At 68.9% G+C, this 26,392-nt stretch carries 26 protein-coding genes; 12 read left to right on the top strand and 14 right to left on the bottom strand.

Features of this window, described 5'->3' with window-relative positions; all coding sequences use genetic code 11:
• The first annotated feature begins 303 nt into the window (after positions 1–303).
• The 5 genes from FHR90_RS06905 to FHR90_RS06885 all read left to right on the top strand — a co-directional run bounded on the left by FHR90_RS06905 (position 304) and on the right by FHR90_RS06885 (position 4,266).
• Positions 304–954, top strand: coding sequence for an energy transducer TonB (locus FHR90_RS06905; protein WP_183274961.1), 651 nt, complete (start codon positions 304–306; stop codon positions 952–954).
• Positions 955–1,065: 111 nt separating this feature from the next.
• The gene (locus tag FHR90_RS06900) at positions 1,066–2,076 is read left to right on the top strand and encodes a MotA/TolQ/ExbB proton channel family protein (protein WP_183274960.1); all 1,011 of its coding nucleotides are present in this window, start codon (positions 1,066–1,068) and stop codon (positions 2,074–2,076) included.
• Between the two features lie 5 nt (positions 2,077–2,081).
• A complete protein-coding gene (locus FHR90_RS06895) occupies positions 2,082–2,513 on the top strand; it encodes an ExbD/TolR family protein (RefSeq protein WP_176623136.1) in 432 nt (143 codons plus the stop codon).
• Positions 2,514–2,583: 70 nt separating this feature from the next.
• Positions 2,584–3,021, top strand: coding sequence for an ExbD/TolR family protein (locus FHR90_RS06890; protein ID WP_176623138.1), 438 nt, complete (start codon positions 2,584–2,586; stop codon positions 3,019–3,021).
• A gap of 6 nt (positions 3,022–3,027) precedes the next feature.
• A complete protein-coding gene (locus FHR90_RS06885) occupies positions 3,028–4,266 on the top strand; it encodes a tetratricopeptide repeat protein (protein ID WP_176623140.1) in 1,239 nt (412 codons plus the stop codon).
• A 52-nt stretch (positions 4,267–4,318) separates the two neighbouring features.
• Here FHR90_RS06885 and FHR90_RS06880 read toward each other — a convergent pair whose 3' ends face one another.
• The 5 genes from FHR90_RS06880 to FHR90_RS06860 form a co-directional block, all read right to left on the bottom strand.
• Positions 4,319–5,152 (bottom strand): lipid-binding SYLF domain-containing protein, encoded by an 834-nt coding sequence (locus FHR90_RS06880; RefSeq protein ID WP_176623142.1) that lies wholly within the window; start codon positions 5,150–5,152, stop codon positions 4,319–4,321.
• 60 nt (positions 5,153–5,212) lie between these two features.
• Positions 5,213–6,052 carry an inositol monophosphatase family protein gene (locus tag FHR90_RS06875; RefSeq protein WP_176623144.1) on the bottom strand — a complete coding sequence of 280 codons (840 nt, stop codon included), beginning with the start codon at positions 6,050–6,052 and terminating at the stop codon, positions 5,213–5,215.
• Between the two features lie 38 nt (positions 6,053–6,090).
• Complete coding sequence (locus tag FHR90_RS06870; RefSeq protein WP_176623146.1) at positions 6,091–6,579, bottom strand: MmcB family DNA repair protein; 489 nt, start codon at positions 6,577–6,579, stop codon at positions 6,091–6,093.
• A 50-nt stretch (positions 6,580–6,629) separates the two neighbouring features.
• Entirely contained in the window at positions 6,630–7,706 is a 1,077-nt protein-coding gene (locus FHR90_RS06865) for a lipase (RefSeq protein ID WP_176623148.1), read from the bottom strand.
• Between the two features lie 123 nt (positions 7,707–7,829).
• Positions 7,830–9,116: a cupin domain-containing protein gene (locus FHR90_RS06860; protein ID WP_176623150.1), complete on the bottom strand. Its 1,287-nt coding sequence runs from the start codon at positions 9,114–9,116 to the stop codon at positions 7,830–7,832.
• 116 nt (positions 9,117–9,232) lie between these two features.
• Between FHR90_RS06860 and FHR90_RS06855 the strand changes: the two genes are divergently transcribed.
• The gene (locus FHR90_RS06855; protein ID WP_183274959.1) at positions 9,233–10,123 is read left to right on the top strand and encodes a LysR family transcriptional regulator; all 891 of its coding nucleotides are present in this window, start codon (positions 9,233–9,235) and stop codon (positions 10,121–10,123) included.
• Positions 10,124–10,133: 10 nt separating this feature from the next.
• Here the strand turns inward: FHR90_RS06855 and aroA are convergent, their stop codons facing one another.
• Positions 10,134–11,414, bottom strand: a complete 1,281-nt coding sequence (gene aroA / locus FHR90_RS06850; RefSeq protein ID WP_183274958.1) for a 3-phosphoshikimate 1-carboxyvinyltransferase — start codon at positions 11,412–11,414, stop codon at positions 10,134–10,136.
• Between the two features lie 34 nt (positions 11,415–11,448).
• Positions 11,449–11,664, bottom strand: coding sequence for a (2Fe-2S)-binding protein (locus FHR90_RS06845; protein WP_176625581.1), 216 nt, complete (start codon positions 11,662–11,664; stop codon positions 11,449–11,451).
• 148 nt (positions 11,665–11,812) lie between these two features.
• Between FHR90_RS06845 and bfr the strand changes: the two genes are divergently transcribed.
• The 3 genes from bfr to FHR90_RS06830 are packed head-to-tail and all read left to right on the top strand — an operon-like array spanning position 11,813 to position 14,087.
• Positions 11,813–12,325: a bacterioferritin gene (bfr, locus tag FHR90_RS06840; protein WP_176625579.1), complete on the top strand. Its 513-nt coding sequence runs from the start codon at positions 11,813–11,815 to the stop codon at positions 12,323–12,325.
• A gap of 53 nt (positions 12,326–12,378) precedes the next feature.
• The gene (locus tag FHR90_RS06835) at positions 12,379–13,260 is read left to right on the top strand and encodes an aldose 1-epimerase family protein (protein ID WP_176625577.1); all 882 of its coding nucleotides are present in this window, start codon (positions 12,379–12,381) and stop codon (positions 13,258–13,260) included.
• Positions 13,257–14,087 carry a nitroreductase family protein gene (locus FHR90_RS06830; RefSeq protein ID WP_183274957.1) on the top strand — a complete coding sequence of 277 codons (831 nt, stop codon included), beginning with the start codon at positions 13,257–13,259 and terminating at the stop codon, positions 14,085–14,087. Before FHR90_RS06835 ends, FHR90_RS06830 begins: the two co-directional genes overlap by 4 nt.
• Before the next feature lie 9 nt (positions 14,088–14,096).
• Here the strand turns inward: FHR90_RS06830 and FHR90_RS06825 are convergent, their stop codons facing one another.
• The 4 genes from FHR90_RS06825 to FHR90_RS06810 all read right to left on the bottom strand — a co-directional run bounded on the left by FHR90_RS06825 (position 14,097) and on the right by FHR90_RS06810 (position 17,556).
• Positions 14,097–14,717 carry a YitT family protein gene (locus FHR90_RS06825; RefSeq protein WP_246330081.1) on the bottom strand — a complete coding sequence of 207 codons (621 nt, stop codon included), beginning with the start codon at positions 14,715–14,717 and terminating at the stop codon, positions 14,097–14,099.
• A gap of 81 nt (positions 14,718–14,798) precedes the next feature.
• Positions 14,799–15,887, bottom strand: a complete 1,089-nt coding sequence (locus FHR90_RS06820) for a PQQ-dependent sugar dehydrogenase (RefSeq protein ID WP_176625808.1) — start codon at positions 15,885–15,887, stop codon at positions 14,799–14,801.
• A gap of 8 nt (positions 15,888–15,895) precedes the next feature.
• Entirely contained in the window at positions 15,896–16,330 is a 435-nt protein-coding gene (locus FHR90_RS06815; protein WP_176625806.1) for a PaaI family thioesterase, read from the bottom strand.
• 29 nt (positions 16,331–16,359) lie between these two features.
• Positions 16,360–17,556 carry a BaiN/RdsA family NAD(P)/FAD-dependent oxidoreductase gene (locus FHR90_RS06810; RefSeq protein ID WP_408871428.1) on the bottom strand — a complete coding sequence of 399 codons (1,197 nt, stop codon included), beginning with the start codon at positions 17,554–17,556 and terminating at the stop codon, positions 16,360–16,362.
• A gap of 135 nt (positions 17,557–17,691) precedes the next feature.
• Here FHR90_RS06810 and FHR90_RS06805 point away from each other — a divergent pair, with 135 nt between their 5' ends.
• A complete protein-coding gene (locus FHR90_RS06805; protein WP_176623728.1) occupies positions 17,692–18,621 on the top strand; it encodes a hypothetical protein in 930 nt (309 codons plus the stop codon).
• 135 nt (positions 18,622–18,756) lie between these two features.
• On the opposite strand, the gene FHR90_RS06800 is transcribed toward FHR90_RS06805, so the two are convergent.
• From FHR90_RS06800 to aceA, 3 genes are all read right to left on the bottom strand, one after another.
• Positions 18,757–19,257: a UPF0262 family protein gene (locus FHR90_RS06800; protein ID WP_394367838.1), complete on the bottom strand. Its 501-nt coding sequence runs from the start codon at positions 19,255–19,257 to the stop codon at positions 18,757–18,759.
• A gap of 136 nt (positions 19,258–19,393) precedes the next feature.
• Positions 19,394–21,580, bottom strand: a complete 2,187-nt coding sequence (locus tag FHR90_RS06795; protein ID WP_176623732.1) for a malate synthase G — start codon at positions 21,578–21,580, stop codon at positions 19,394–19,396.
• Positions 21,581–21,686: 106 nt separating this feature from the next.
• Entirely contained in the window at positions 21,687–22,994 is a 1,308-nt protein-coding gene (gene aceA, locus FHR90_RS06790; RefSeq protein WP_176623733.1) for an isocitrate lyase, read from the bottom strand.
• A 235-nt stretch (positions 22,995–23,229) separates the two neighbouring features.
• On the opposite strand from aceA, the gene FHR90_RS06785 reads away from it, so the two are divergent.
• Positions 23,230–24,642: a short-chain fatty acyl-CoA regulator family protein gene (locus tag FHR90_RS06785; protein WP_183274956.1), complete on the top strand. Its 1,413-nt coding sequence runs from the start codon at positions 23,230–23,232 to the stop codon at positions 24,640–24,642.
• A 106-nt stretch (positions 24,643–24,748) separates the two neighbouring features.
• The gene (locus FHR90_RS06780; RefSeq protein WP_183274955.1) at positions 24,749–26,377 is read left to right on the top strand and encodes a hypothetical protein; all 1,629 of its coding nucleotides are present in this window, start codon (positions 24,749–24,751) and stop codon (positions 26,375–26,377) included.
• Positions 26,378–26,392: the final 15 nt, after the last annotated feature.

Below are 26,392 nucleotides of genomic sequence, written 5' to 3'. Positions count from 1 at the left end.
GACGCCATCATTCTTGTTTTGTGCAGCGCACACAAAAATAAATGTAATATTATCAAAGTGTTGCGGAAGGTATGCGACCTGCACGTGCCCGCTGGGCGCGCATGGAACGCCATCCAGCCGTGCAAAAAGCGATTGGCTAAGCGGACCGCATGTGCTGCCATGCGCCTCACGCGATGGACCGCGGGGCGCAATGGACCGGGCAGGGATGCTGGGTCGGGGCGAACCGCGTTTGCCCGTCGCAACAGGTTTGCCCGGTGACATGTTCGCCGGCTGGTGTTGATCGCAGCGGAGAGTTGCCTCGAGATGAATTACGCGCAGCAACAACGCAATCCGGTGCGCCAACTGGCGATCCTGGCCGTTGTGCTCGTCTTCCAGGCCCTGCTGATCTGGGCGCTGGTCAGCGGCCTCGGCCACAGCATCGTCGATCTGGTCAAGCCGCCGATCGAGACCAAGATCATTGAGGAGCACAAGCCGCCGCCGCCGCCCCCGCCGCCGCCGCCGCCGCCGACCATGGCGCAGCCGCCGCCGCCCTACATCCCGCCGCCGGACATCCAGATCCAGCAGCCGCCGCCGCCCAAGGCGATCCAGACGGTGACGCATACGCCGCCGCCGACGCCGCCGACGCCCGGCCCGATCGCGACCCATCCGGCGCCTCCCGGCCCGGCCGTGCCCGATCATGACGTCGGCGAGCGCCCGCTCAACGGCGGCCAGCCCGAATATCCCGAGGAGATGCAGGACCAGGGCCGCGAGGGTTCGGTGAACGTCACCTGCGACGTGGACACCACCGGCAAGACCTCGAACTGCCAGGTGACTTCGACCCAGGGCGGCAGCGCCTTCGCCCGCTCGGCGATGGATTTCGTCTCCACCCGCCGTTACACGCCCCGCGTCCACAATGGCGTGCCGGTGGAGAGCCGCCACACCTTCCACATCACGTATCGTCTCGGCAGCGAGTGATCCGTGATGCCCTCCCGCTCCGGCCTCGGCCGGGGCGGGATCTTTAAAGCCGACCGAACCAAGCGACACGACCGGCGGGGCCGAAGACAGCCCCAGGCAAGAGGAACCATGATGACCCGCAAGACTCGCCTGCCCGCACTCGCAACCGGCCTGGTCCTGTCGCTCAGTGCGACGACCTCCCTGGTGGCGCCGACCATCGCCTTCGCGCCGTCGGCCCTTGCCCAGTCGGCGCCGTCCAGCGAGCCGGCGCCCGCCAGCCCGCCGCCGGCCGCGACCCCGCCGGCCGCCACTCCGGCCCCGGATGCGGCTCCGGCCGCTGCCGCGCCCGCTCCCGCTCCCGATGCCGGCACCGCCGCGCCCGCCACCGCGGCCCCTGCCGAGACGCCCGCCCCCGCCGCGGATGCCCCGCAGCCGCCGCCGGAGGCACCCAAGACCGCCGACGTCGCCAACCCCTACGGTCTCGGCGCGCTGTGGAAGAACGGCGATTTCGTCGCTCGCGGCGTGCTCATCATCCTGCTGATCATGATGGTCGGCTCGTGGTACATCATCGTGACCAAGCTGCTCGAGCAGCAGCGCCTGTTCTCTGCCGCCAAGGCCGCGCAGAAATCGTTCTGGAGCAAGTCCTCGGTGCGCGAGGGTGCGGATTCGCTCAAGGCGAACTCGCCGTTCCGCTACATCGCCGAGAATGCCCTGGTCGCCAACGAGCATCACGAAGGCGGCATGCTCGAGGACATCGACCGCTCGTCGTGGGTGACGATGTCGATCCAGCGCGGCGTCGAGACCATCCAGTCGCGCCTCCAGGGCGGCCTGGCCTTCCTCGCCACCGTCGCCTCGGCCTCGCCGTTCGTCGGTCTGTTCGGCACGGTGTGGGGCATCTATCACGCGCTGACCGCGATCGGCATCGCCGGCCAGGCCTCGATCGACAAGGTCGCCGGCCCCGTGGGTGAGGCGCTGATCATGACCGCGATCGGTCTGGCCACCGCCGTGCCGGCGCTGCTCGGCTACAACTGGCTGGTCCGCCGCAACAAGAGCGCGATGGAGTTCGTCCGCTACTTCTCGACCGACGTGCAGACCGTGACCGTCAGCGGTGCGCGCGTCGGCCTGCCCGGCAAGGTCGGCTGAACGCCATGGCGGTCAACGTCCCCTCCGACGGTGATGCCGACGACGACACCGTGGTGTCGACCATCAACACCACGCCGCTCGTCGACGTCATGCTGGTGCTGCTGATCATCTTCCTGATCACCATCCCGGTCGTGACGCACACGGTGCCGGTCAAGCTGCCGACCGTCGCCAACCAGGCGTCGCAGACCAAGCCCAAGGACATCACCATCGCCATCAACAAGGATGGCGATGTGTTCTGGGACACGACGCTGATGAAGGACAACGCCGAACTGCTCGACCGTCTGCACAAGGCTGCGGTGACGGTGCCGCAGCCGGCGGTTCATATCCGCGGCGACATGGCGGCGCGCTACGAGTATGTCGGCAAGGTCGTCTACGACCTCCAGCGCTCGGGCATCGCCAAGGTCGGCTTCATCACCGAACGCCCGACCAACAACTGAAACCACGACGCACCGGAAGGACGCGATTCCTTCCGGTGCCTCGCCGATGTGACCGCGGAGGCACAACGCCATGGCCATGACTGTCGGATCCGGCTCGGCCGGCGACAACGAAGAGCCGATGCTCGACATCAACACCACGCCGCTGATCGACGTGATGCTGGTGCTGCTGATCATGCTCATCATCACCATTCCGATGCAGACGCATTCGGTGAACATCGACCTGCCGCAGGGCAACCCGCCGCCGCCGCTGGTGCAGCCGACCGTGGTGACCATCGATATCGATTTCGACGGCTCGATCCTGTGGGACGGGACGGCGATCGGCAACGAGAACGACCTGATCGCGCATTTCCGCAACGTGGTGGCCCAGCAGGATCAGCCGGAAGTGCATGTGCGGCCGAACAAGCTGGCCTCCTACGACGTTGTCGCCCACGTGATGGCGGATGCGCAGCGCGTCGGTGTCGACAAGCTCGGCATCGTCGGCAACGAACAGTATATGGGAAACAACTGAGTGATGATGTCTGTCTCTTTCGCATTCCGGCGCATCCTTCTCGGCAGTGCGGCGATGCTGGCCTGCGGGGTCGTGGCCGGGGTCGGTGCGGGGGGCGCGAATGCCGAAGACCTGCGACCGGCGGTCGGCAAGCCGCTCGCTGCCGCCAAGGCCGAGCTCGCCCGGCACAACTATGCCAAGGCCCAGGCGGATGTGAACGAGGCCGACGCGGTCGGTGGCAAGTCGTCCTATGAAGACTTCATCATCACCGAGATGCGCGGTGCCATCGCCCAGCAGGCGGGCGACACCAAGACCGCGGCCAATGCCTACGAGAAGCTGATCGCGTCGGGCAAGCTGTCGTCCGCACAGCAGGCGCAGATGACGCTGGCGATCGCCTCGATGGCCTATTCGGCGCATGACTACGACCGCGCCATCACCTGGCTCGACCGCTACACCAAGCTCGCGGGGCCGAACCCGCAGACCACCCGTCTGAAGATCCAGGCGTATTACGAAAAAAAGGACTACGCCAACGCGGCGAAGCTGCAGCAGGCGCAGATCGATCAGACCGTGAAGGCCGGCGGCAAGCCGGCCGAGGAGCAGCTCCAGCTGCTGTCCGCCTGCCAGCGCGCGATGAACGACACCGCCGGCTTCACCCATACGCTGGAGCTGCTGGTCACCTACTATCCCAAGCCCGATTACTGGCAGAACCTCGTGCACGGCATCCAGACCGATCCGTCCTTCCCGGCGCATCTGTCGTTCGAGCTCCAGCGCCTCCAGCTCGCCCTCGGCCTGCTCGGCGACGAGGCGGCCTATATGGATGCGACCGAATCCGCCGTGCAGGACGGCGCGCTCGGCGAGGGCAAGTCGATCATGGCCGCCGGCACCTCGGCCGGGGTGATGGGCAAGGCCGACGCCGCCCGTGAGCAGCGCCTTGCCGCGCTGATCGACAAGCGCATCGCGGCCAAGACCGCCTCGCTGCCCAAGGACGAGGCCGCGGCAGCGAACGAGAAGGATGGTTCCGATCTCGTCGATGACGGCATCACCGAGGCCTCGCTGGGCAATTCCGACAAGGGCATCGCCCTCATCCAGCAGGGGATCGCCAAGGGCGGCCTGCGCTTCCCCGACCAGGCGAAGCTCGATCTCGGCTATGCGCAGATGAAGGCCGGCAAGAAGGCCGATGCGGTGGCGACGTTCAAGAGCGTCACTCCTGGCACCCCGGAATCGCGCCTGTCGCGGCTTTGGGTGCTGTATCTCAAGACGCACTGACCGAGGCGCGAAGCATGGAAAACCCCCGGCGCGCCGGGGGTTATCCTTTGTCCTACCGGTGCAGCGGTGCGAGGGATTGGGTCTGCACGCTGCCGCGCGGTGCCAGCTGCATCGGCTGGCCGCCATCCGTGGCCGCGCCTGAGCCCGCCGCGGGCCGGTAGCTCGGCGGCGCCACCGAATCGAATTTCATCAGCGCCGAGCGCAGCGGGTCCGCGCCCGGATTATTGACCCGCATCGCCTCGACGATGTCCACCGCGCCCACCGGCTGGTTGTAATAGGCGCGGTTGTAGTCGCTGTTCGAGCTCAGGATGCTCCCCTGGAGCGACAGCCCGGCATACAGCCCCTTGGATTTCGACACCGCGACGATGTCGGCGCGCAGCGCGGCGGTGGTCGCACCCTCCATGCCGGCGCCCATCGTCGCGATCGAGATCGACGCATCGCCGCCGAACTTGAACTGGCTGTCCTCGATCGCCCGCAGCCCCTTCTGGGTAAGGATGAACAGCACCAGCTCCGCATCCTGGATGCCGACCTGGGCACCGACGCTGCCCGAGCCCATGTGGTAGAAGGCCGGCGCCGACCACGAGCCGCGCCCGCCGCGCGCCAGCAGCGTGCAGCCGCCGCCGGAGCCGCCGATCACGAAGCCCATCTTGAAGATGCTCGGACACACCAGAACCGCCTTGGCATTGCGCAGGAAGCGCTGCGCCTCGCCGCCGTTCTGGTTGTAGGCGAGGATGTCCTGCACGGTCAGCGTCGAGCGGTCGACGAGCTGCTGCGCCTCGCCTTGCAGTTCCTGCGTCGAGCGCGTGGTGTCCTGGCAGGCGGCGAGCGTCGCGGCGATCCCCGCCGCGCAGGCAAGGCGCAGGCCCCGTTTCAGATTAGGTCTCATGGCGATCTGTCTCCTGTCGGGGCCGCGGATTGGGCGATGCCAAACTGGGCGGTGATTGAGTCAGAAGCGCGGCATCTGCGCAACCCGACCGCCAAGGTCGATGCCAAGGTCGATGCCAAGGTCGATGCCGGTGATCTCCGACAGCCGCTCCGCCACGCCGGGTGCTGCGGCGAGGATCGGGATGCCGCGCTCCAGCCCGCCATCGCGCAGGAATGGCGACACCACCGCGCCCGCCTCCTCCAGCAGGCAGAGCGCGGCCGCCACGTCCCACAGGTTGATATAGGCCTCGACATAGCCGTCCGACCGGCCGGCCGCGACATCCGCCAGTCCGAGCGTGCCCGAACCGCCCGATCGCGGCATCGCGCCCTCGGCCCGGATCGCCGCCATGAAGCGGGGGAACGCTTCGGGTGGCTGTTTCGAGCCCCAGCCGACCTCGATCATCGCGGTGTCCAGCGACCGCGTCGGCGCCGCCCGCACCGCCACCCCGTTCAGCGTCACCCCGGCCCCGCGCAGCGCCAGCCAGGTCTCGTCCAGCACAGGGGCCACCACGATCCCTGCCACCGGCACATCGCCTTCCAGCAGCCCCAGCGACACGCACCAGCGCTCGCGCCCGCGCGCATAATTCGAGGTGCCGTCGATCGGGTCGACCACCCAGCGCAGGGTGCCGGTGCGCTGGCGTCCGCCTTCCTCGCCCTGGAATCCGTCCGCGGGGAACAGCTCGGCCAGCCGCGCTCCGATCAGCGCCTCGACGGCGCCATCCGCCTCGGTCAGGTAATCCTGCGCGCTCTTCAGCGTGCCGCTCGGTCCGCCCGGCGGCGGGCGCATCCGCATCGCCAGCGCAGCCCCCTCGGCCACCACGGCAGCTCCCGTCTCGAGCCGCCGCCGTAATGCGTCACTCATCGTCTGTACTCCTCCGTCGCTGTCGGCAGCGCCCCTGCCTACTCGACGCGGAGCGCGGCGCGGAGCGAGGCGGTGATGGCGGGGTCCTCGAGCAAGGCGAGGCGCTGGGCCGCCGCCATGGCGAAACGATGCGTCAGGGCGCGACGACGCGGGGCGGGCAGGGGATGGGGCAGGGCAGGGCGGACCAGCTCGGCCGGCTCGGGGTGGTTGTCGCGGGTGCAGGCGACGATCAGGCCGGCGCTCTCGGGGATCAGCCCGGCGGGGAAGTCGGTATCGACGGCAAAATACAGCTCGTCGCAATAGTCGCGGTAGTCGGGCCATTTGACGTCGAGCAGGAAGTCGCGCGGGCCGGACTTGACCTCGATGCAGACGAAGCCGCCATCGGGACGCAGGGCAAGGATGTCGGCGCGTCGGCCGTTGGCGAGCGCCATCTCGTGCAGCACCGACCAACCGGAGAGCGCGCAGAACCGATCGGCGGCCCTGCGGATGGCGAGCTGGTTCTCGGGCAGGCTGAGCGTGACCGGCATGGTGAACATTCTAGCAACGTCGCGCCATGCCGGGAAGGCGGGTGACGCGATCAGGCCGTCGTGGTGGCGTGGGTCGAGATATAGGCCTGCAACTGCCCGATCGTATCGCCCGAGACCGGCAGCACCGCGCCATGGGCGACCCCGATATTGCTCGGCAGGGTCGCGAGCAGGTTGCCGGTCGCGGTCACGTCGAGGTCGGTATAGAGGCTTTTCGGCAGATGGAACTCGGCGATCAGCGACACCAGATCGGCCACGCCCACCACGGAGGTCAGCAGGTTGGTGGTGAGGGTTGCGGCCGTCGTCAGCGCCGCCTGGTCGGCGGCACTGCCGATCTGCAGGATCGTGCCGTAATGCGCGTAGCTGCCACCGCCCTGTGAGGTCGGCACATAGGCTGGCGCGAAGGGCTGCTCGCCCTGGATGTCGGTGCTGTAATTGCCGACCGGATCGCCGTCGGTGACCACGGAGACGAAGTTCGTCCCCTTGCCGACCGCACCGCTGGCGGCGGGAATGCCGGTTGCCTCGAAGGCGATGCCACCGAGCCCGGTCTGCTGGGCGACGTAGGAGGCCTCGATGCCGCCGAGCGAATGGCCGGTGACGAAGATCTGGCTGTTCGCATAGCCCTGCGCGTTCGCCGCCGCGATGACCGATCTCGCGAAGGCAAGCGACTCGGTCTGGGCGGTCGAGACCTGCTGGCTGTAGATCTGCAGGTCGCTGATGAGCCCGCCGGCCGTCAGCAGCGGATTGAGCAGCAGATTCTCGCCGCCGGTGGTGCCGGCATAGGAGATCACGACCTGATGTTCGGCGCTCACCCAGGCATGGGCCACCGCGCCGGTCAGCGTGTCGTAGTAGGTCATCTGCTGGCCGCCGACGGTGAACGGCGTCATCCCCGCCGGCACGCCGCCGATGACATATTCGCTGATCGCGGCATTGAGGAACTCGGTGACGGTCGGCGTCAGCGGACTGACGGGGATCGCGGTCTGCGCGGTCAGGAATCCCAGACCGTCATGGTTGAACGCCTGCATGCCTGCTGTCGTCGAGGTGGTTGTCGAATTCTGTGCGGCAGGCCTGAATACGTCCTGACTCCGGCCGAGCAGGGTGTCCTGCCCGGAGAGATGGGTCGCGCTCATTGGAAGTCTCCCGGTGCGTGCTTTTTTATGTGGGCCCGTAAAGGGCGAGACCATTGCACGAGTAAAACGTGTACAGGTCAATCCTCGCCGGTCGACGTCGCCTCCTCCGCCGGGCGGCGCGACCTATCCGGGCAGCACGTCAGGGATGCCTCGCGGGAAGCGCGCGATGGTGTCGGCCGAGATGTTGAGCGTGGCCTGCACCATGGCTTTCGGCGTGCGTGTCAGCCAGTCGTTGAGGCTGATCTCCTGATATTCGGCGGTGCGGAAGATCTCGAGGAACACCAGCTCATCGGGGCCGGTGTTTTCGATGTAGTGGCCGAGCGCCTTGGGGATGTAGCCGATATCGCCGGGGCGGAAATCCTCGGTCTGCGCCTTGGGCCCGGTGTTGAACACCGTCATGCGTGCCTGGCCCTCGACGTAGTACTGCCATTCGTCGGCGTTCGGGTGCCAGTGCATCTCGCGCAAGCCTCCGGGCCTGAGACGCACCTCGGCCACCGCCACCGTCTTCGAGGCGTGGAAATTGGTCACTGAATCGGCGATCCGCACCGAGCCACCGGCGGTGGTCCTGGTCGGCTTCATGCCCGAGAGGTCGAAGACGAAGCTTTCGGGGGGCAGGTTGGCGCTGCCGCCCACCTCCTGCTGGTCGGACGCCAGCGGCCCGGGCTCGGGGGCCTGGAAGATCCACAGATTGTCGAGCGGGATGTTCCTGAAGGCGTCCGCGGGCACCTGGAAGTTCTTCGCCAGCACCTCCGGCGGGGTATGCGCGATCCAGTCGGTCAGCAGCAGGGTGTTGAATTCCGACGAACGGCCGTTGTCGAAGGCGAGGATGAACTCGCCGCCATCCGGCCCCACACCCTGAAGCGAATGCGGCAGGCCGGCGGGAAAATACCACAGGCCCCCCGCATTGACGTCGGCGACCTGCGCGCGCCCCTTCGTATCGAGCACGGTGATGCGGATTGTGCCGTTGGACACGAACGCCCATTCCGCCTGCTGGTGCCAGTGCATCTCGCGGATGCCGCCGGCCGACAGCCGCATGTTGACGCCGGAAATCTCCGTCGAGATCGCGAAATCGTCCTGCGTGACCTGCCGGGCCCAGCCGCCGCTCTGCTGGCGCAGATGGGCGTTGTTGAACGACGCCCAGAATTGCGGCAGCCCGTTGATGTCGGTCGCCGGCGGGTTCCCGGTGTTGGGAAACTGCGCCGCAAGGGCCGGGTTCTGCGGCCCCGGATTGCTCGCGGCACCCGGGATGGCGGCATTGATGCGTCCCTCGGCCGGCGCGTCGGGATTGCCGAACCCGCGTGGCGCGGCCAGGGCGCGGGCCGCGAGCCCCGCCGAACCGAGCGTCGCAGCACCCAGCATCACCCGGCGCGACAACGGCGATGGTGTCGGCAAATCGTCCTGCCTGCTCATGTGTCGTCCTCCAGTTTGTCCACCCGAACAGGAGGTGGACCGGCCGCCGCCGCCGATCCACGCTTCACTGTCATCACGGTTCGTGATGACATCGTGCCGTTCGAAACGAAGGTGCGATGCTCAGCCCGGTCCAGCTCCGCTCCTTCTGTGCCGTCGTCGAGAGCCGGCACTTCACGCAGGCCGCGCGTCGGCTCGGCCTGCGCCAGTCGACGGTGAGCCAACATGTGGCCCGTCTCGAGGCGCAGCTCGGGCGGGTGCTGCTGATGCGCGACACCCATCACGTGCAGCCGACCGCCGATGGCGAGACCCTGTTCGGGTTCGCCCGCGAGATCCTCGACGTCGAGACCCGCATTTGCGCCTGGCGATCGGGCTCGGAGCGCCGGGCACGGATCCGCTTCGGCGTCTCCGAAGACCTCACGCTGGACCGGCTGCCGGGGCTGCTGTCGCGCTTCATCGAGGCGTCGCCCTGGATCGACCTCGACCTGACGGTGGGTCTGTCGGGACATCTGCGCCAGTCGCTCGATGCCGGGCGGCTCGATCTCGTACTCGCCAAGGTCCCTGCCGCCACGCCGGGCGCCGAAGAGAGCCGGCTGCACCTGCTGTGGCGGGAGCGGCCGGTCTGGGTCGGCGATCCGCGCCCCGCGCCCTCCGACGACGCGCCGCTGCCGATCGTGGTCTATGACGATCTCGCCTCGATCACCCGGCGGCTGGCGATCGCGTCGCTCGACACGGCGGGCCGTCGCTGGCGGCTGGCGGGGACGTCCGGCACGCTGACCGGGCTGCTGGCGGCGGTGCGCTCCGGCCTCGGCGTCTCGCTGCAGTCGCGTCAGGTGCTGGCGGCGGGGGTGACGATGGCACCCGAAGGGCTGGGGCTGCCGGAGCCGCCCGAACTCGCCTTCGTCGTCTATGGACGCTCCGCGCGGCTCCAGGGTCCGGCGGCCCGGCTCGCGGCGGCGATCATCGACGGCGCCGAGGTGCTGCGTGGCCCGTCGGTCGCGAAGCCCTGAGTGACGAGGCTCAGGCCGCCGACAGCCGCACGCCAAGCGCGCGCAGCGTGTCCCAGTAGCCCGGCCAGGTCTTGGCGACACAGCCCGGATCCTCGATCGCCACGCCGCGCATCAGCAGCCCGGCGAGGGCGAAGCTCATCGCCATGCGATGATCGTGGCGCGGATCGATGCGCGCGCCGCCATCGCCCGCCACCTGTTCGGCCAGGGCGGGATCGCCTGACACCAGCAGATCGTCGCCCGCCTCGCGCGCCAGACCCGGCCGCAGGCGGTTGAGCCCTTCATTGAGCGCCGAGACGCGGTCGCATTCCTTGACGCGGAGATTGGCGATGCCGGTGAAGCGCACCGGAGCGCGGTTGAAGGCCGCCATCACCGCGAGCGTCGGGATCGCGTCCTGCATCTGGCTGCCCTCGATCACCGGCGGCAACTCGGGGAAGCGGGCGATCAGCGCCTGGGCGGCGGCGTCGGGCTGGGTGAAATCCTCCGCGCGCAGGCCGAGATCGATCGTGCCGCCGGTGAGTGCGGCGGCGGCCCACAGATAGGTCGCGGCCGAGGCGTCTGGCTCGATGGCGATGTCGGCGGCGTGATAGGTGCCGGGCTGCACGCGCCAGCATGCGGCGTCGACCGTCTCGGCCTGCACGCCGAAACGACGCATCGCCGCCAGCGTGAGCTCGACATAGCCGCGTGCGCCGATGTCGCCTCCGCCCACCAGCGCGATCTCGACCGGCGCGCGCGCACGGGGTGCGAGCATCAGCAGGGCGGAGACATACTGGCTCGACAGCCCGGCATCGATCTCGACGCGGCCACCGGCCAGCCCGTGCGCGCCCAGACCCTGCACGCGCACCGGCGGGCAGCCCGTGGCCGCCTCGGCCGGCACGCCGAGCCGGTCGAGCGCTGCGACGAGCGGTCCGATCGGGCGCTGGCGCATATGCACATCGCCATCGAGCGCGACCGGTCCCTCCGCGGTGGCACAGGCGGCGGTAAGGAAGCGGATCGCGGTGCCGGCATTGCCCAGAAACAGCGGTGCGGCCGGTGCGCGCAGCACGCCGCTGCCGGTGACGGTGAATTCGGTCGCTGCCGGCTCGTCGATATGCACGCCCATCGCCCGCAGCGCGGTGGCCATATGGGTGGTGTCGTCACTCTTGAGTGCGCCGGTGAGATGCGAGCGGCCCGTGGCGAGGGCGGCGAGCAGCAGCACCCGGTTGGTGATCGATTTCGACCCCGGCGGCGCCGCGTGGCCGACGATCGGCCGGCCAACGGGGTGGATCAGGACGGGGTCGGGGAGGGCGGACATGTCCCGGCGGGCTTGCGGCAGCCCCGCCCGAAGGTCAAGCGTGCGCGACGCGTCCCTGCATGGCGGGATGCGCGTTCAGATGCGCAGCCGCGATCGCCTCGCGCAGCAGGCACAGCACCGTGGGGGCGCAGTTGCCGCACTGCGCGCGGCACTGCCGATGGGCGTAGACCTCGCCCGGTCGGGTGGCACCATGACAGGCTGCATCGCGAACATCATGATCGGTGAGGCCATTGCAGGAGCAGATATACATCGCCACCGAAGACACCATATCTGAGAATTATTCGCAACCGCATTCTCAACTGGAATCGCGAACAACTCTCAACTGCAAATGATATCAATGGGTTGCGGGTGATGGAGGGCTTCGCTACGGTGCGCGCAACGAATGAAGGAGCCCAGTCATGATTCGCGATCCCAAGGTGGTCGAACACCTCAACACCCAGCTCACCAACGAGCTGACCGCCATCAACCAGTATTTCCTGCACGCCCGCACCCTGCGCCACTGGGGCGTGACCAAGCTCGGCAAGCACGAATACGACGAGTCGATCGAGGAGATGCGTCACGCCGACTGGCTGATCGAGCGCATCCTGTTCCTCGGCGGCCTGCCCAACGTGCAGCGCCTCAACCAGATCCTGGTGGGTGAGAGCGTCGAGGAGGTGCTGCGCTGCGACCTCAAGATCGAGGAGAAGGCGATCGTCGACCTGCGCGAGGGCATCGCCTATTGCGAGAGCGTCCGCGACTACGTCTCGCGCGACCTGCTGCTGAAGATCCTCGAGAACGAGGAAGAGCATCTCGACTTCCTCGACCGCCAGTTCGACCTCATCAAGCTGATCGGCATCGAGCGCTATACGCTGCTGAACTCCGCCTCTGCCCCCGAGCAGCACGCGGATGCCGGCATCGCCGACGCGAAGTAATCGGTTCCGCCGGGCGGTTTGACCGCCGCCCGGTCTGTGGCAGGCTCGGGGTCATGTCCGATCCCGATCATGTCCAGATCAGTGCTCCCGGCGGCCTGTCCGCCACCATCGCCGCCGAGGGGGCGGAGCTGGTGCGGCTGACCGCGCCCGATGGCAGCGAGCTGCTGTGGGATGGCGGTGCCGCCTGGGCGCGGCATGCGCCGGTACTGTTTCCCATCGTCGGCCGTCTGGCCGGCGACACGCTGCGCCATGACGGGCGCAGCACCCGCCTCACCCAGCATGGTTTCGCCCGCGATCGCCGCTTCACGCTGATCGAACGTGCCGCCGATCGCTGCACCTTCCGGCTCACCGACGACGAGGCCAGCCGCGCGATCTATCCCTTCGCCTTCGCGCTCGACATCGCCTATGCGATCGACGGTCTCACGCTGTCGGTCAGCATGACCGCGATCAATCCCGAAGCGGCCGGCACCGACCTGCTGGCCTCGCTTGGCGCGCATCCCGCCTTCGTCTGGCCGCTGGTGCCGGGCACGCCAAAGACCGATCACCGCCTGGTGTTCGAGCACCCCGAGCCCGCACCCGTGCGTCGCGTCGCCGGCGGGCTGCTCACGCCCACCGCCCATCCGAGCCCCATCGAGGGCGCGATCCTGCCGCTCGACGAGGCGCTGTTCGACGATGACGCACTGATCCTGCCCGGCCCGGCCAGTACTTCGGTCCGCTATGAGGGCGGGGGCCGTGCGCTGGTCTTCGCCTGGCGCGGCGCCGATACGCTCGGTCTGTGGAGCAAGCGCGGCGGCGGTTTCCTCTGCATCGAACCCTGGCGTGGGCATGCCAGCCCCGAGGGATTCGATGGCGAGTTCCGCGACAAGCCGGGCGTGGTCGCCATTCCCCCGGGCGGGCGCCTCGAACTCGGCTGGCAGGTCAGGCTCGTCGCATGAGCCTGCCCCATCCACTGCATGACCGGCTGCGCGCCCGCATACCCCTCGGTACACCCGATCTTTCGGCCCTCGCCGATGACGCGATGCTGTCGGCGCTGCTCGACCATCGTTCGGTGCGCGCCTTCGCGGCGGGTGATGTGGCCGCGGCGGATCTCGACGGCGCGATCGCCGCGGCGCAATCCGCCGCTACGTCGTCGAACCTGCAGTGTTTCAGCGTCGTCGCCGTGCGCGACCCGGCCCTGCGCGCCCGCTACGCCGAACTCGCCGGCGGTCAGGCGCATGTGCGTGATGCGCCGCTGCTGCTGCTCTGGGTGCTCGACCTGTCGCGCCTGCGCCGCATGGGTGAGGCGTCGGGGCAGCCCACCGAGGCGCTCGACTGGCTGGAGATGTTCGTCGTCGGCGCCGTCGATGTGGCGCTGGGCGCGCAGAACGCCGCCGCCTTCCTCGAGCATCGCGGCTACGGCACCTGCTATATCGGCGGCATGCGCAACCATCCCGAGCAGGTGGCGGACCTCGCCGGCCTGCCACCTCTGGCGATGGTGCTGTTCGGCATGACGGTCGGCATCCCCGATCCCGCCCAGCGTCCCGACATCAAGCCGCGCCTGCCGCCGTCGGTGGTGCTGCATCACGACCGCTATGATCCCGTGGGCGAGGCCGATGCCATCGCCGCCTATGGCCGCGCCGCTGCCGAGGCGAGTGCGGCCGCGGGCCGGCCGGCCCGCGACTGGAGCGAGGACGCCATCCGCCGCGTCGCCGGCCCGCAGACGCTGAGCGGCCGCGACCGACTGCGGGCCGCCCTCGACGCGCTCGGCTTCGCGTTGCGCTGAGGCGGGGGCTCAGTAGCCGGTGTAGCGGTCCGGGCGGTGAAAGATTGCCACCACGCCGCTGATCGCGATCGCACTCACCAGCGACAGCGCGACATGGGCCAGGTCGATCACGGTGGTCGACACCGCCAGGATCACGCAGTCGATCGAGAGCTGCACCTTGCCCACGTTCCAGCCCCGCTGCCTGTGCAGCCACAGGCAGACCACCCCGGTGCCGCCCACGCCGGCCTGGTGACGCGCAAGGGAGAGGATGCCCATGCCGATCACCGTGCCGCCGAAGAACGCGGCCCAGAGCGGCGAGATGGAGCCCAGCGTCATCAGACGCGGAAACACCAGGGCAAGCAGGGTGATGCTGCTGCTGACGAGGAAGGTCTTGATGGTGAAGGCCCAGCCCATCGTGCGGCTGGCGAAGATCAGGAACGGGATGTTGATCAGCGTGAACAGCAGTCCCGTCGGCTCTCCGAGAACGTAGGACAGCAGCAGCGCGATCCCCGCCACCCCTCCGGTCACCAGCCCGGCACGATGCAGGCAGGCCAGCCCGAGCACGATCAGCGAACAGCCGATCACCAGCGCATAGGCGTCCTCGAACAGCGAATGACGCAGCGCGGACTCGCGTGAGATGGGCTCGGACAAGGCTATGTCGGTTTCCGGATCGAGGGGTTTTGCATCCGTAGAAAGCCGGCCGCGCGCTGTAAAGGCCCCCTCGCGCCCGTGCTACGGAGCCTCGTAGGTGAGGCGGAACAGGCGGCCGTCGAGCTGGTCGGAGATCAGCAGCGAGCCGTCGGGCAAGGGTTGCACGTCGGCGGGGCGGGCAAGGGGGGTCAGGCCGCTAAGGGCTTCGAGCAGCACCGTCTGCCTGCCCGGGTGTCCGTCCCGCAGGGGGATCGCGACCACGCGGTAGCCGGAGGGGGTGGAGCGGTCCCACGAACCGTGTTCGGCGATGATCACGCTGCCGCGCAGGGCGGCGGGGAACATCGGTCCGTCATAGAAGCGCAGGCCGAGTGTCGCGACATGGGCGCCGGGGCGAGCGAGCGGCGGGGTGAAGTCCGCGCAGGGGTGGCCGGCGCCGAAATCCGGGTCGGGCGTGTCGCCCTGGTGGCAGAAGGGGAAGCCGAAATCCTGTCCCACGCGGTCGAGACGGTTCAGCTCGTCGCTGGGCAGGTCGTCGCCCATGCCGTCACGGCCGTTATCGGTGAAATAGAGCGGCAGCGGCGCGGTCGCACCGGTCGGCCAGGCGATGCCGACGGAATTGCGGATGCCGTAGGCGATGTCCTCACGCGCCGAACCGTCGGGCCGCATGCGCATCAGCTTGCCGTAATCGTGGCCGACCGCGCAGACATTGCACGGCGCGCCGATCGGCACATACAGCAGCCCGTCCGGGCCGAAGGCGATGAACTTCCAGTAGTGGTCGCCGCGTTTCCACGGCAGGTGATCGACGGCGATCTCCGGCTTCGGCGGATCGTCGAGATGATCGATGATGTCGCGCAGCACCAGGATGCGGTTCGTCGCCGAGACGTAGAGGTCGCCGCCATGGAAGGCGACACCGGCCGGATCGGCGAGATCGCGGGCGAGGGTGGTGACCTTCGCCGTCTGTCCGGGCCGCCAGCGCACCGCATACACCGCACCCTCGTCCATCGAGCCGACGAAGATCACCCCCGGCGGCCCGAGCGCGATCTCGCGGGCATCCGGCACCTGGTCGGTCACCACGTCGAGATGGAACCTCGCCGGCACGCTCGGCAGCGGCCGGGCCAGCGCGGGCAGGCAGGTCATGGCGAGGAGGGAGACGATCAGCCTGCGCAGCATGAGACCTCTCAATTGACGTTCGGGCTTCGCTTCTCCGGCAGCAACGCGGTGGTGCCCTGGCCGGCGGCACAGAGTTTTTCGGCCCCGTCCTCGCCGACCACGTAGATCTCGCATCGGCTCACCGACTGCGTGCGCCCGCCCGACAGCAGCGTGGCGCGGGCGATCAGTTCGCGCCCGATTGCCGGACGGAGATAGTTCACCTTCATCTCCACCGTCACCACCGGCAGCCCGTCGAAGGCCAGCGCTCCGGCAAAGGTCAGCGCGTTGTCGGCGAGATAGGCCAGCAACCCGCCATGCGTGAAGCCGTGCTGCTGGTGCATGTCCTCGCGCACCATCAGCCGCAGTTCCACACCGTCGCGGTCGAAGCGTTCGAGCCGCGTGCCGAGCAGGCGGCTGAACGACTGCCGTGCGAGGATGTCGCGGCCGAATTCCGTCAGGTCCATCTGGATGCCCTCCCGTTCACGTCCGTTGGTCAGACGTTGTTGCCTGCACAGTATCCGCTCGACCACGCCCATTGGAAATTGTAGCCGCCGAGCCAGCCGGTCACGTCCACCGCCTCGCCAATCACGAACAGGCCGGGGATGTCGCGCGCTTCCATGGTCTTCGATGACAGCGCCGAGGTCGCCACCCCGCCGGCGCTGACCTCGGCCCTGGCGAAGCCCTCGCTGCCGGAGGGCTGCACCGGGCAGGCGCCGAGATGGGCGGCGAGCCCGTCGAGCGCGCGGTCGGGCAGGTCGGCCATCCCCCGTCCCGTCGCCTGCGGCAGCAGGGTGGCGAGGCTGGCGGCGAGACGTTGCGGCAGGTGCTCGCCCAGCACGCCGCCGAGCGAGGCGCGGGGCCGGCGGCGCTTGGCCTCCCGCAGCATCGCCTGCGCATCCTGGCCGGGCAGCAGGTCGAGCGTGATCGCAGCCCCTGGCCGCCACGGTGTGGACACCTGCAGGATCGCCGGTCCGGACAGGCCGCGATGGGTGATCAGTGCCGCCTCGCGGAACCGCGCGCGGCCGCAGCCGGCGATGGTCTCGAACGACACGCCCGCCAGTTCGGCCGCGCTCCCCGCGCCGAAGGCTGCACCGATCGCGGCATCGGTGATGGTCAGCGGCACCAGCGCCGGGTGCGCCGGTACGACCCGCAGGCCGAACTTCCTCGCCAGCCGCCACGCGAAATCGCTTGCCCCCAGCTTCGGGATCGACGGTCCGCCGGTCGCCACCACCAGCCGCGCCGCGCGTCGCGTGCCGCGATCGGTGTGCAGCACGAAACCCTCCTCGGTGCGGGTGATCTCGCCGATCGCGCAGCCGGTCTCGATCCGCGCGCCCGCCTCGGTGCTCGCGCCCACCAGCAGATCGACGATCTGCCGCGCCGAGCCATCACAGAACAGCTGGCCGAGCGTCTTCTCGTGCCAGGCGATGCCGGCGCCTTCGACGAGAGCGAGGAAGTCGCGCGGCGTGAAGCCGGCCAGGGCGGATTTGGCGAAATGCGGATTGTCGGAGAAGAAGTTCGCGGCCGTGGTGCCGAGATTGGTGAAATTGCAGCGCCCGCCGCCGGAAATCAGGATCTTCGCCCCCGGCTTCGGCCCTGCCTCCAGCACGCTGACACGCCGCCCGCGCCGGGCCGCGGTCATCGCGCAGAACAGCCCCGCCGCGCCTGCGCCGATCACGATCACGTCGTCCATCATCACGACCGGAGTCTGGCAGGCGGGCGCGTCGCGCGCCAGCCGCCGTCGAACCGGGGCTCGTGGTGGGCGTTATGCAACGATCAGGCCTCCACGCGCCGCCATTGTCATGCCCAGCAGGGAGACGAGACCACCATGCCCCGTTCCGACGCCGCCAAGCTGCACGATCTCCAGGCGCAGCTCGATACATTGTCGTCCGAGACGCCCGACCTCGCCGCGATCGGCCCGGCGGTCAAGGAGGCGGTCGCACCGGTCGGCGAAAAGATCGAGCAGATCAGCGATCGCGTGCATGCGCAGGCGGACGAGGCGCGTGCCGCGGTCAGTGACGTGGCCGAGAAGGTCAGCGCGACGTTCAGCGAGGCGGTGGATCGGGTCAGTGCCGCTGCCGACGCCTCCACACGGCTCGTCGATCGGGCCGTGGGCGGCTATCGCAGGCTGCGCGACAGCACCGGACTGTCGGACGCGACCCTGCTGGGTATCGTCGCGGGCGCGAGTGCGACGGCGGCCGGCGTGATCGTCGCCCTGACCCGCTCGAAGCCGAAGACCTCGACGCTGACCCTGCCCGGCGGCCACCAGATCGAGCTCGGCCCGGAGGCGACGGCAGCCGCCGAGAAGCTTGGCAAGCTATCGCGCAAGGCGCGCAAGAAGGCGGAGGCCCGCATCCAGGACGCGGCAGACGCATCCGCCGCCGCCGCCGCCGAGGCTCGCAAGAAGCTCGACAAGGCCCGCAGGAAGGCGAAAAAGCAGCTCGGCCAGTTCTCGCCGGCCGACCAGCTCGCTGCCCTGCGCGAGGCGGCCGCCCCGGTGCTCAACACACAGAACCTGCAGGCCAACGTGAAGGCTGGCACCGACTGGCTGAAGGATGCCGCGCAGAAGCTGCAGGCCATGAGCGCACAGCTCGATACCGCACCCGTGAAGGCTCAGGCGACGAAGGCCGCGGGCTCGGCGAAAATCGCGGCCCAGGATGCGGCGGGTGTGCCGGTGGCGCTGCGCGATGCGCTGGTCAAGGCGGGATGGACGCCGCCGAAGCCGAAGAAGTCGTGGACGCGGGTGCTGGGGTTCTAAAGGTCTTCTTTTTCTGAAGAAAAAGAAGCAAAAAGACTTTTACTCGTTTCTGGAGGGTCCGGAGGGCGATGACGGCCTTCGGACCACTTCAACATCTAGAAGTTTTTTGGTTCTTTTTACAAAAAAGAACATTCTCTACGCGGCGTTGCTCGGACGGTTGGGATAAAGTACGCACAGGATGGTGAACAGCCGCCGCGCGGTCTCGAAATCGACCTCGATCTTGTCGCGCAGCCGCTCCATCATTAGCTCCGCGCCCTCGTTATGCAGGCCGCGCCGACCCATGTCGATCGCCTGCACGCGAGCCGAGGCGCCCTCGGCCATCGCCTCCTCGTAGCTGTCGACGATCATGCAGTAATCCTTGATCAGGCTGCGGAACGGCGACAGCGACAGGGCGTGGGTGTGGAGCGGCTCGTCGTCGCGATCACGGATGTCGAACACCAGCCAGGTCTGCCGCACCGACAGATGCAGCCGGTAAGGGCCGGTGAGGCCAACGGGCTCGAAATGGCCTGACAGGCGCAGGTCGCGCGCGGCCTGGGCACGGTCCTGATGGCCGGTGGGCGCCTTGCGCACGGCGGCCGGGGCGCCGCCGGCGTCGAAGATGACGTCGATCAGCGAGCCGCGCTGCGGCGGGACGATCTCGCGCGGGCCCTCGTTGGGCTTCGGACGCGCGGCACGGGTGTCGGCAGGCTGGGGCACGTCGTCTTCCATGATCGCGGGAGCATCCGCCAACGGCGCACGCGGTGCAATTGCCGCGTGCGCCGTCGTCGGGGGATCAGATCGCCGGTTCGGCGACCCGTGCCTTGGCCACCTGACGCCAGTGGGTGAGCGTCGGCTCGGTGTAGCCGTTCGGCGCCTTCGCGCCGTCGAAGATGAGCTGACGGGCGGCGGCGAAGGCGGGACCGTCGAAGCCCGGCGCCATTGGCGTGTAGGCGGCATCGGAGGCGTTCTGGCGGTCCACCACCGGGGCGATGCGGCGCAGCGCCTCGTCGACCTGGTCGGCGGTGATCACCCCGTGCGCGAGCCAGTTGGCCAGAGCCTGGCTGGAGATGCGCAGGGTGGCGCGGTCTTCCATCAGGCCGACATCGTCGAGATCGGGCACCTTCGAGCAGCCCACGCCCTGGTCGACCCAGCGCACCACATAGCCGAGGATCGACTGGACGTTGTTGTCGAGCTCGCGGCTGACCAGCGCGTCGGTGAGTTCGGAGCGGTCGGCGAGCGGCAGGGTGAGCAGCTTCTCCAGCGGCTCCGGCACGGCATTGCCGAGCGCGGTCTGCCGGGCGGCGACATCGACCTCGTGATAGTGCAGGGCGTGGATGGTGGCGGCGGTGGGCGAGGGGACCCAGGCGGTGTTGGCACCGGCCTGCGGATGGGCGCGCTTGGTCTCGCGCATCTCGGCCATGCGGTCGGGCATCGCCCACATGCCCTTGCCGATCTGCGCGCGGCCGCGCAGGCCGCATTCGAGGCCGATGGCGACGTTGCGCTGCTCGTAGGTGGACAGCCAGGTGGCGCGCTTCATGCCGGCCTTGCCGACCACGGGGCCGGCGCGCATCGCGGTGTGGATCTCGTCGCCGGTGCGGTCGAGGAAGCCGGTGTTGATGAACACGATGCGGTCGGCGGTGGCCGCGATGCAGGCGGCGAGGTTGGCGGAGGTGCGACGCTCCTCGTCCATCACGCCCATCTTGAGGGTGAGGGGCGGCAGGCCGAGCACCTGCTCGATGCGGCCGAACAGCGTCTCGGTCAGCGCGACCTCCTTGGGGCCGTGCATCTTCGGCTTGACGATGTAGACCGAGCCGGCGCGGCTGTTGCGCAGCTCGCCGGGGCGCTTGGCGAGGTCGTGCAGGGCGGCGGCCGAGCCGACCAGCGCATCGAGGAAGCCCTCGGCGATCGGGTTGCCCGCCTCGTCGCGCACCGCGTCGGTGAACATGTGATGGCCCACCGAACGCACCAGCATCAGCGAGCGGCCATGCAGGGTCAGGCTGCCCTTGCCGTCGGGCGTGGTGAAGACCAGGTCGGGCTCCATCGCGCGGGTAAGGGTCTTGCCGCCCTTGTCGAACGAGGCGGTGAGATCGCCCTGCATCAGGCCGAGCCAGTTGCCGTAGACGACCAGCTTGTCCTCGGCATCGACGGTGGCGACGCTGTCCTCGAAATCGATGATCGCGGAGAGGGCCGATTCGACCAGCACATCGGCGATGCCGGCATGATCGAGCGCGCCGATGCGGTTGGTCGGATCGATCTTGAGCACCATGTGCAGGCCGTTATGGCGCAGCGCGATGGTCTCGGGCCTGTCGGCGCTGCCGGTGTAGCCGACGAACTGCGCGGGGTTGCGCAACGCCACGGTCCATTCCTCGGCGATCTTCACCGCCAGGCTGCCGTGCTGGATGGTGTAGCGGATCGCCGCCGCATGGCTGCCCTCGGCGAGCGGGAAGAAGGTGTCGAGCAGCGCGCGGACCTGTTTGACCACCTCGCCGGCGCGGGTGTCGTTGAAGCCGCGACCGCGGGCGATCTCGCCCTCGTCGGGCAGCAGGTCGGTGCCGTAGAACGCGTCGTAGAGGCTGCCCCAGCGGGCGTTGGCGGCATTGAGCGCATAGCGGGCATTCGTCGCCGGCACCACGAGCTGCGGACCGGCGAGGGTGGCGATCTCGGGATCGACACCGGTGGTGGTCGCGGCGACAGTGGCGGGTGCGGCCACCAGCCAGCCGATCTCGCGCAGGAACGCTTCCTGCGCCTTCGGATCGCGGGCAATGGCGGGGTCGGATTCGTATTTCGCATCGATCGCCGCCTGGAGGCGGTCGCGCTCGGCGAGCAGCGCGTTCAGTTCGGGGGTGAGATCGGCGACGATCGCGGACAGGCCCGACCAGAACGCGGCAGGCGTGACCGACGTGCCGGCGAGCAGCCGGCTCGCGACGAACGCGTGCAGCCCCTTGTCGATCTGCAGTCCGGCTTCGGTGATCGGTGCCATTTCGTTTCTCCCGTCCTTGTCGTGCGGACAGATTGCGCCAAAGAAAAAAAGGGGCGGCGGTCAGACCGCCGCCCCAAGTCTCACGTCACTGAGCGAAGAGGGGAGCTCAGGCGTGTTCGTGGAACTGCTCGGTCTCGGTCGAGCCACCCATGGCGGTGGTCGAGGACTTGCCGCCCGACGCGGTGGTGGCGACGGCATCGAAGTAGCCGGTGCCGACCTCGCGCTGGTGACGGGTCGCAGTGTATCCAAGGCCTTCGGCGGCGAATTCCGCCTGCTGCAGCTCGGAGTAGGCCGCCATGCCGCGACGGGCATAGCCGTGCGCGAGCTGGAACATCGAGTAGTTCAGCGAGTGGAAGCCGGCCAGCGTGACGAACTGGTACTTGTAGCCCATCGCGCCGATCGCGCGCTGGAAGTCGGCGATCTTGTCTTCCGACAGCTTCTTGCGCCAGTTGAACGAGGGCGAGCAGTTGTAGGCGAGCATCTTGCCCGGGAACTGCTTGTGGATCTCGTTGGCGAATTCCTCGGCTTCCTCGAGGTTCGGCTCCGAGGTCTCCCACCACAGCAGGTCGGAGTAGGGCGCGTAGGCGAGGCCGCGGGCGATCGCATACTTCACGCCGAGGCCTTCCTTGATGCGGAAGAAGCCTTCCGAGGTGCGCTCGCCCGACAGGAACGGACGGTCGCGCTCGTCGACATCGGTGGTCAGCAGCTGGGCGGCGTGGCTGTCGGTGCGGCACAGCAGCACGGTCGGCACGCCCTCGACGTCGGCGGCGAGACGGGCGGCATTGAGCGTGCGGATGTGCTGGGAGATCGGCACCAGGACCTTGCCACCGAGGTGGCCGCACTTCTTCTCGGAAGCGAGCTGGTCCTCGAAATGGACACCGGCCGCACCGGCATCGATCATCGCCTTCATCAGCTCGTAGGCGTTGAGCGCGCCACCGAAGCCGGCCTCGGCGTCGGCGATGATCGGCGCCATCCAATGCGTCGAGTGATCACCCTCGAGATGCGCGATCTGGTCCGAGCGGCGCAGCGCGTTGTTGATGCGGCGCACCACCATCGGCACCGAGTTCGCCGGATACAGCGACTGGTCGGGATACATCTCGCCGGCGAGGTTGGCGTCGCCCGCCACCTGCCAGCCGGACAGGTAGATGGCCTTGAGGCCGGCCTTGACCTGCTGGACGGCCTGGTTGCCGGTCAGCGCGCCGAGCGTGTTGATGTAGGGCTCGGTCTTGAGCAGGTGCCACAGGCGCTTCGCACCGTTCTCGGCCAGCGTGTGCTTGATGCGGAACGAGCCGGCGAGCTTCTCGACCTCGGCGGGGGTGTAGTCGCGCTTGATGCCGGCGAAACGGTCCGGATCGTCGGTGGGGGTGACGAAGCCGGGGCCATCCGGGCTGCGCAGGAGTTCGGTGCGGATCATGTCAGGCGCTCCTTTCACGACCCCGCCGGGCGGGCGGGGCTTGCGACCGGGTGTGGTCGGCGTGCGGCCCCGAAAGCGGCGGGGTCTTCCTGCGGCAGACACTGGCCCCGGGTGTGGCGCAAGAAAACAGTCAACACACTGCAAAACATGTAAAGAGGTAAAACCCTTTACAAACCGCTCGCGTCCAATCGCTTGTGTTTGTAAACTTTACAGGAACGGGAGCGAGGGAGGCCGCGTGTCGAGGCAGTTGATCGGACAGACCATCGCCCGGCTGCGGGCCGAGCGCGGGCTGACCCAGCAGCGCCTGGCGGCGACGCTGGGCATTTCGGCCAGCTATCTCAACCTCATCGAGCACGACCGTCGCGCGGTGACGGCCTCGCTGCTGTTCAAGCTCACGCGCGCGCTCGATGTCGAGCTCGACATGCTGTCGGGCGAGCGCGAGCGGCTGCTGATGCTGGGCGTGCGCGAGGCGCTGTCCGACCCGGCCCTGGCCAAGGACACGCCGCCGCCCGAGGAACTCGCAGCCCTGGGCGCGCGCCCCGCCCTGGCACGTTCGGTGATTGCGCTGCATCGCGCGCTGCGCGTGGCGCGCGACGATGCGTCGGGGATGATGTTGCCGTCGGGGCGGCGCATCCGGCTGCCGGCCGACGAGGCGCGGCAGCTCTATCACGACCGGCTCAACCATTTCCCCGAGCTGGAGGCCGCCGCCGAACAGGTGCGCGAGCAGATGGTCGGCGAGGACGGCGCCTCGCTGGCACCCTCCGAGATCGAGCAGGCGCTGATCTGGCGGCTGCGTCGGAGGCACGGGCTGGTGGTGTCGATCGCGGCCCTGGACAACGCGATGCGCGCCTATGATGCGGCCAGCCGGATGCTGACCCTGTCCGAGCTGCTGCCGCGCGAGAGCCGTGGCTTCCAGCTCGCCTTCCAGCTCATGCTGATCGAGGCGCATCGCGTGCTCGACGACATGGTCGAGCGCATCGAGCCGACCTCGCCGGAAGCCGACACGCTGATCCGCATCGGCCTGCTGAACTATGCCGCGGCCGCCCTGCTGATGCCGTATGAGCCGTTCATCGCCGCGGCCGAGGATCTGCGCTACGATATCGCCCTGCTCGCGGCCCGTTTCTCGGTCTCGTTCGAGCAGGCGGCGCAGCGGCTCTCCACCCTCCAGCGACCCGGAAGGCGGGGCGTGCCGCTGTTCTTCGTGCGGCTCGATGCGGCGTCGAACGTGACCAAGAGCTTCTCGGCCGGCGGTTTCCCGCTGCCGCAGCAGGGCGGGTCGTGTCCGCGCTGGATCGGCAATCTGGCGATGACCACGCCGGGGCAGATGCGTACCCAGGTTGGCAAGTTCTCCGATGGCGGCACCTATCTGTGCTTCGCGCGCACCGTCTCCGCCCCCTCGCTGGGCTGGGGCGACATCCCGCCGATCCACTCGATCGTGATGGGCTGCGAGATCGAGCACGCGCCCCACATCGTCTATGGCGACGGCATCGACCCGGAGGCGGCGGCGGTGCGGATCGGCCCGTCCTGCCGGCTGTGCGACTGGCAGAACTGCCGCTCGCGCGCCTTCCCGCCGCTGGAGCACCGCCTCTCGCTCGACATGCACCACCGCACGCTCACCCGTTACCCGTTCAGGTCCGGGCGCAAATAGGGCGGCCCGCACGGCTCGTCTTGGCGGCAGGACCGCGGATGTGCCATCACGCCGCCCATCGGATCAGCGGCTGGGGGTGCTTCCCGGCGTTTTCGGGAGCATCGCCATGACCTTGTCGCCGATCGAGGCACGGCCCGACCATGATGGTCGCGACCGGCTCGCCATCGCGCTGGGCGTGCTGCTGATCGCGCTCGCCGCGCAATGCTACCTGATTGCCTACAGTCACTACTTTCCGGTCCCGACCCGTGCCTCGTTCGATGACGGCTGGTGGCGCTGGACCGATCAGGGCCGCTACTGGCGCGAGGCGCTGGCCTGGGCGGCCGGCGACCTGCGTCCTTCCGAACACTGGTACCTGCCGCTGTATTCGCTGATCGGCGCGGCGATGGTGCCGTTCGACCGGGTCGATCCGTTCCGGCTGCCCGATCTGGTCTGCTACGTCGCCAGCGGGCTGCTGGTGATGGCGCTGGCCCGACGCCTCGCACCCGAGTTGAAATTCGCCGCACTGTGGGGCGCGATTGCCTTCTGCGTCGCCGACGGCACCACCCATCTGCGCCACATCGACGGGCAGTTCGCGCTCAAGAGCTGGATCGAGCCCTGGACCACGACGCCGACCGCGCCGCTGCTGCTCGGGCTGCTGCTCGCCGCCCTGCGGCTGCGCGAGCGTCCGGGTGCGGGCAGGGCGGCGGTGTGCGGGCTGCTGTGGGGGCTGATCCTGATCACCCGGCCGACCGAGGCCGTCTGGTCGTCGCTGCCGGCGATCGTGTTCTGCGCCATCGCCGTGCTGTGGGCGCGGCGGCCGGTGCGGACGCGCCTCGGCTTCGCGGCGGCGGGCATCGCGCCGGCGGCCGTGCTGGCGGCGATCGGGCTGGGCCTGCACCTGATGGTCTGGGGCTGGAGCTGGGGGCAGTATTTCCTCGAATCGCTCGGCACCGGCTTCGAGCCGCGGCTGCTGGCGCTGCGCTGGAACTGGCTGGTGCTCGATGCCCGGCCGATTCACGAGCGCTATCACGGGCTGGCGGTGGTGTTTCCCTGGGTGCTGCCCGGATTCGCCGGGATGATCGCCGGCCTGCTCGCCCCGCGCGGCAACCGGCCGGCGCATGTGCTGGTGGCGGCCGCGGTGATGGTGCACTGGGCGGTCTATCTCTGCTACCGCGACCTGCATGCCGAAGGTCTGTGGCGCTTCGGCAACTACCACTATTTCAAATGGACCCAGCCGCTGCTGTGTTTCTATGCGCTGCTGCTGGTGCTGCGTCTGGCCCGACGCGGCGAGCGGCTGGCTGGGGCGGGGTCGATCGCGCTGGTGCTGCTGGCCTGCTGCTGGCAGTCGCGCCTGGAGCGCGATCCGCACGCGGCGACGGTGCGGGTGCTCGGGCCGGGCGAGCTCGCCATACCGGGCGGAATGACCGACCCGACGCAGGTTCTCGTGGTCCCGGCGCGCGGCGATGCGATGACCATGTATGTCGGCCCCGAACTGCTGGAACAGCATGGCCGGGTCTGGGCCTATAATGGCGACGTGAAGGCCTGGCCCCTGCCGGGGGGCATGGTGCTGAGCGTGCTGCGCCGGCTGCCGGCGGGGGATGCCGTGATCCGCCTCGCGCCGGGCATCGAGGTCGCGCCGGATTCGCCCCCCTACCTGGCCAGGATGCGGCTGTCTTTTGGCCTGCCGTGCGCGGTCCTGCCGAAGCGCGCCTCCTGTCGGCCGGCGCTGCCTCGGGATGCGTTTACACCTCGTTGACGCTGGCCTAGCTTG

Source organism: Endobacter medicaginis, from assembly GCF_014192375.1.
Lineage (GTDB): Bacteria > Pseudomonadota > Alphaproteobacteria > Acetobacterales > Acetobacteraceae > Endobacter > Endobacter medicaginis.
The sequence above is the reverse complement of the archived record's forward strand: the minus strand, read 5'-3'. Positions and strand labels throughout refer to the sequence as shown.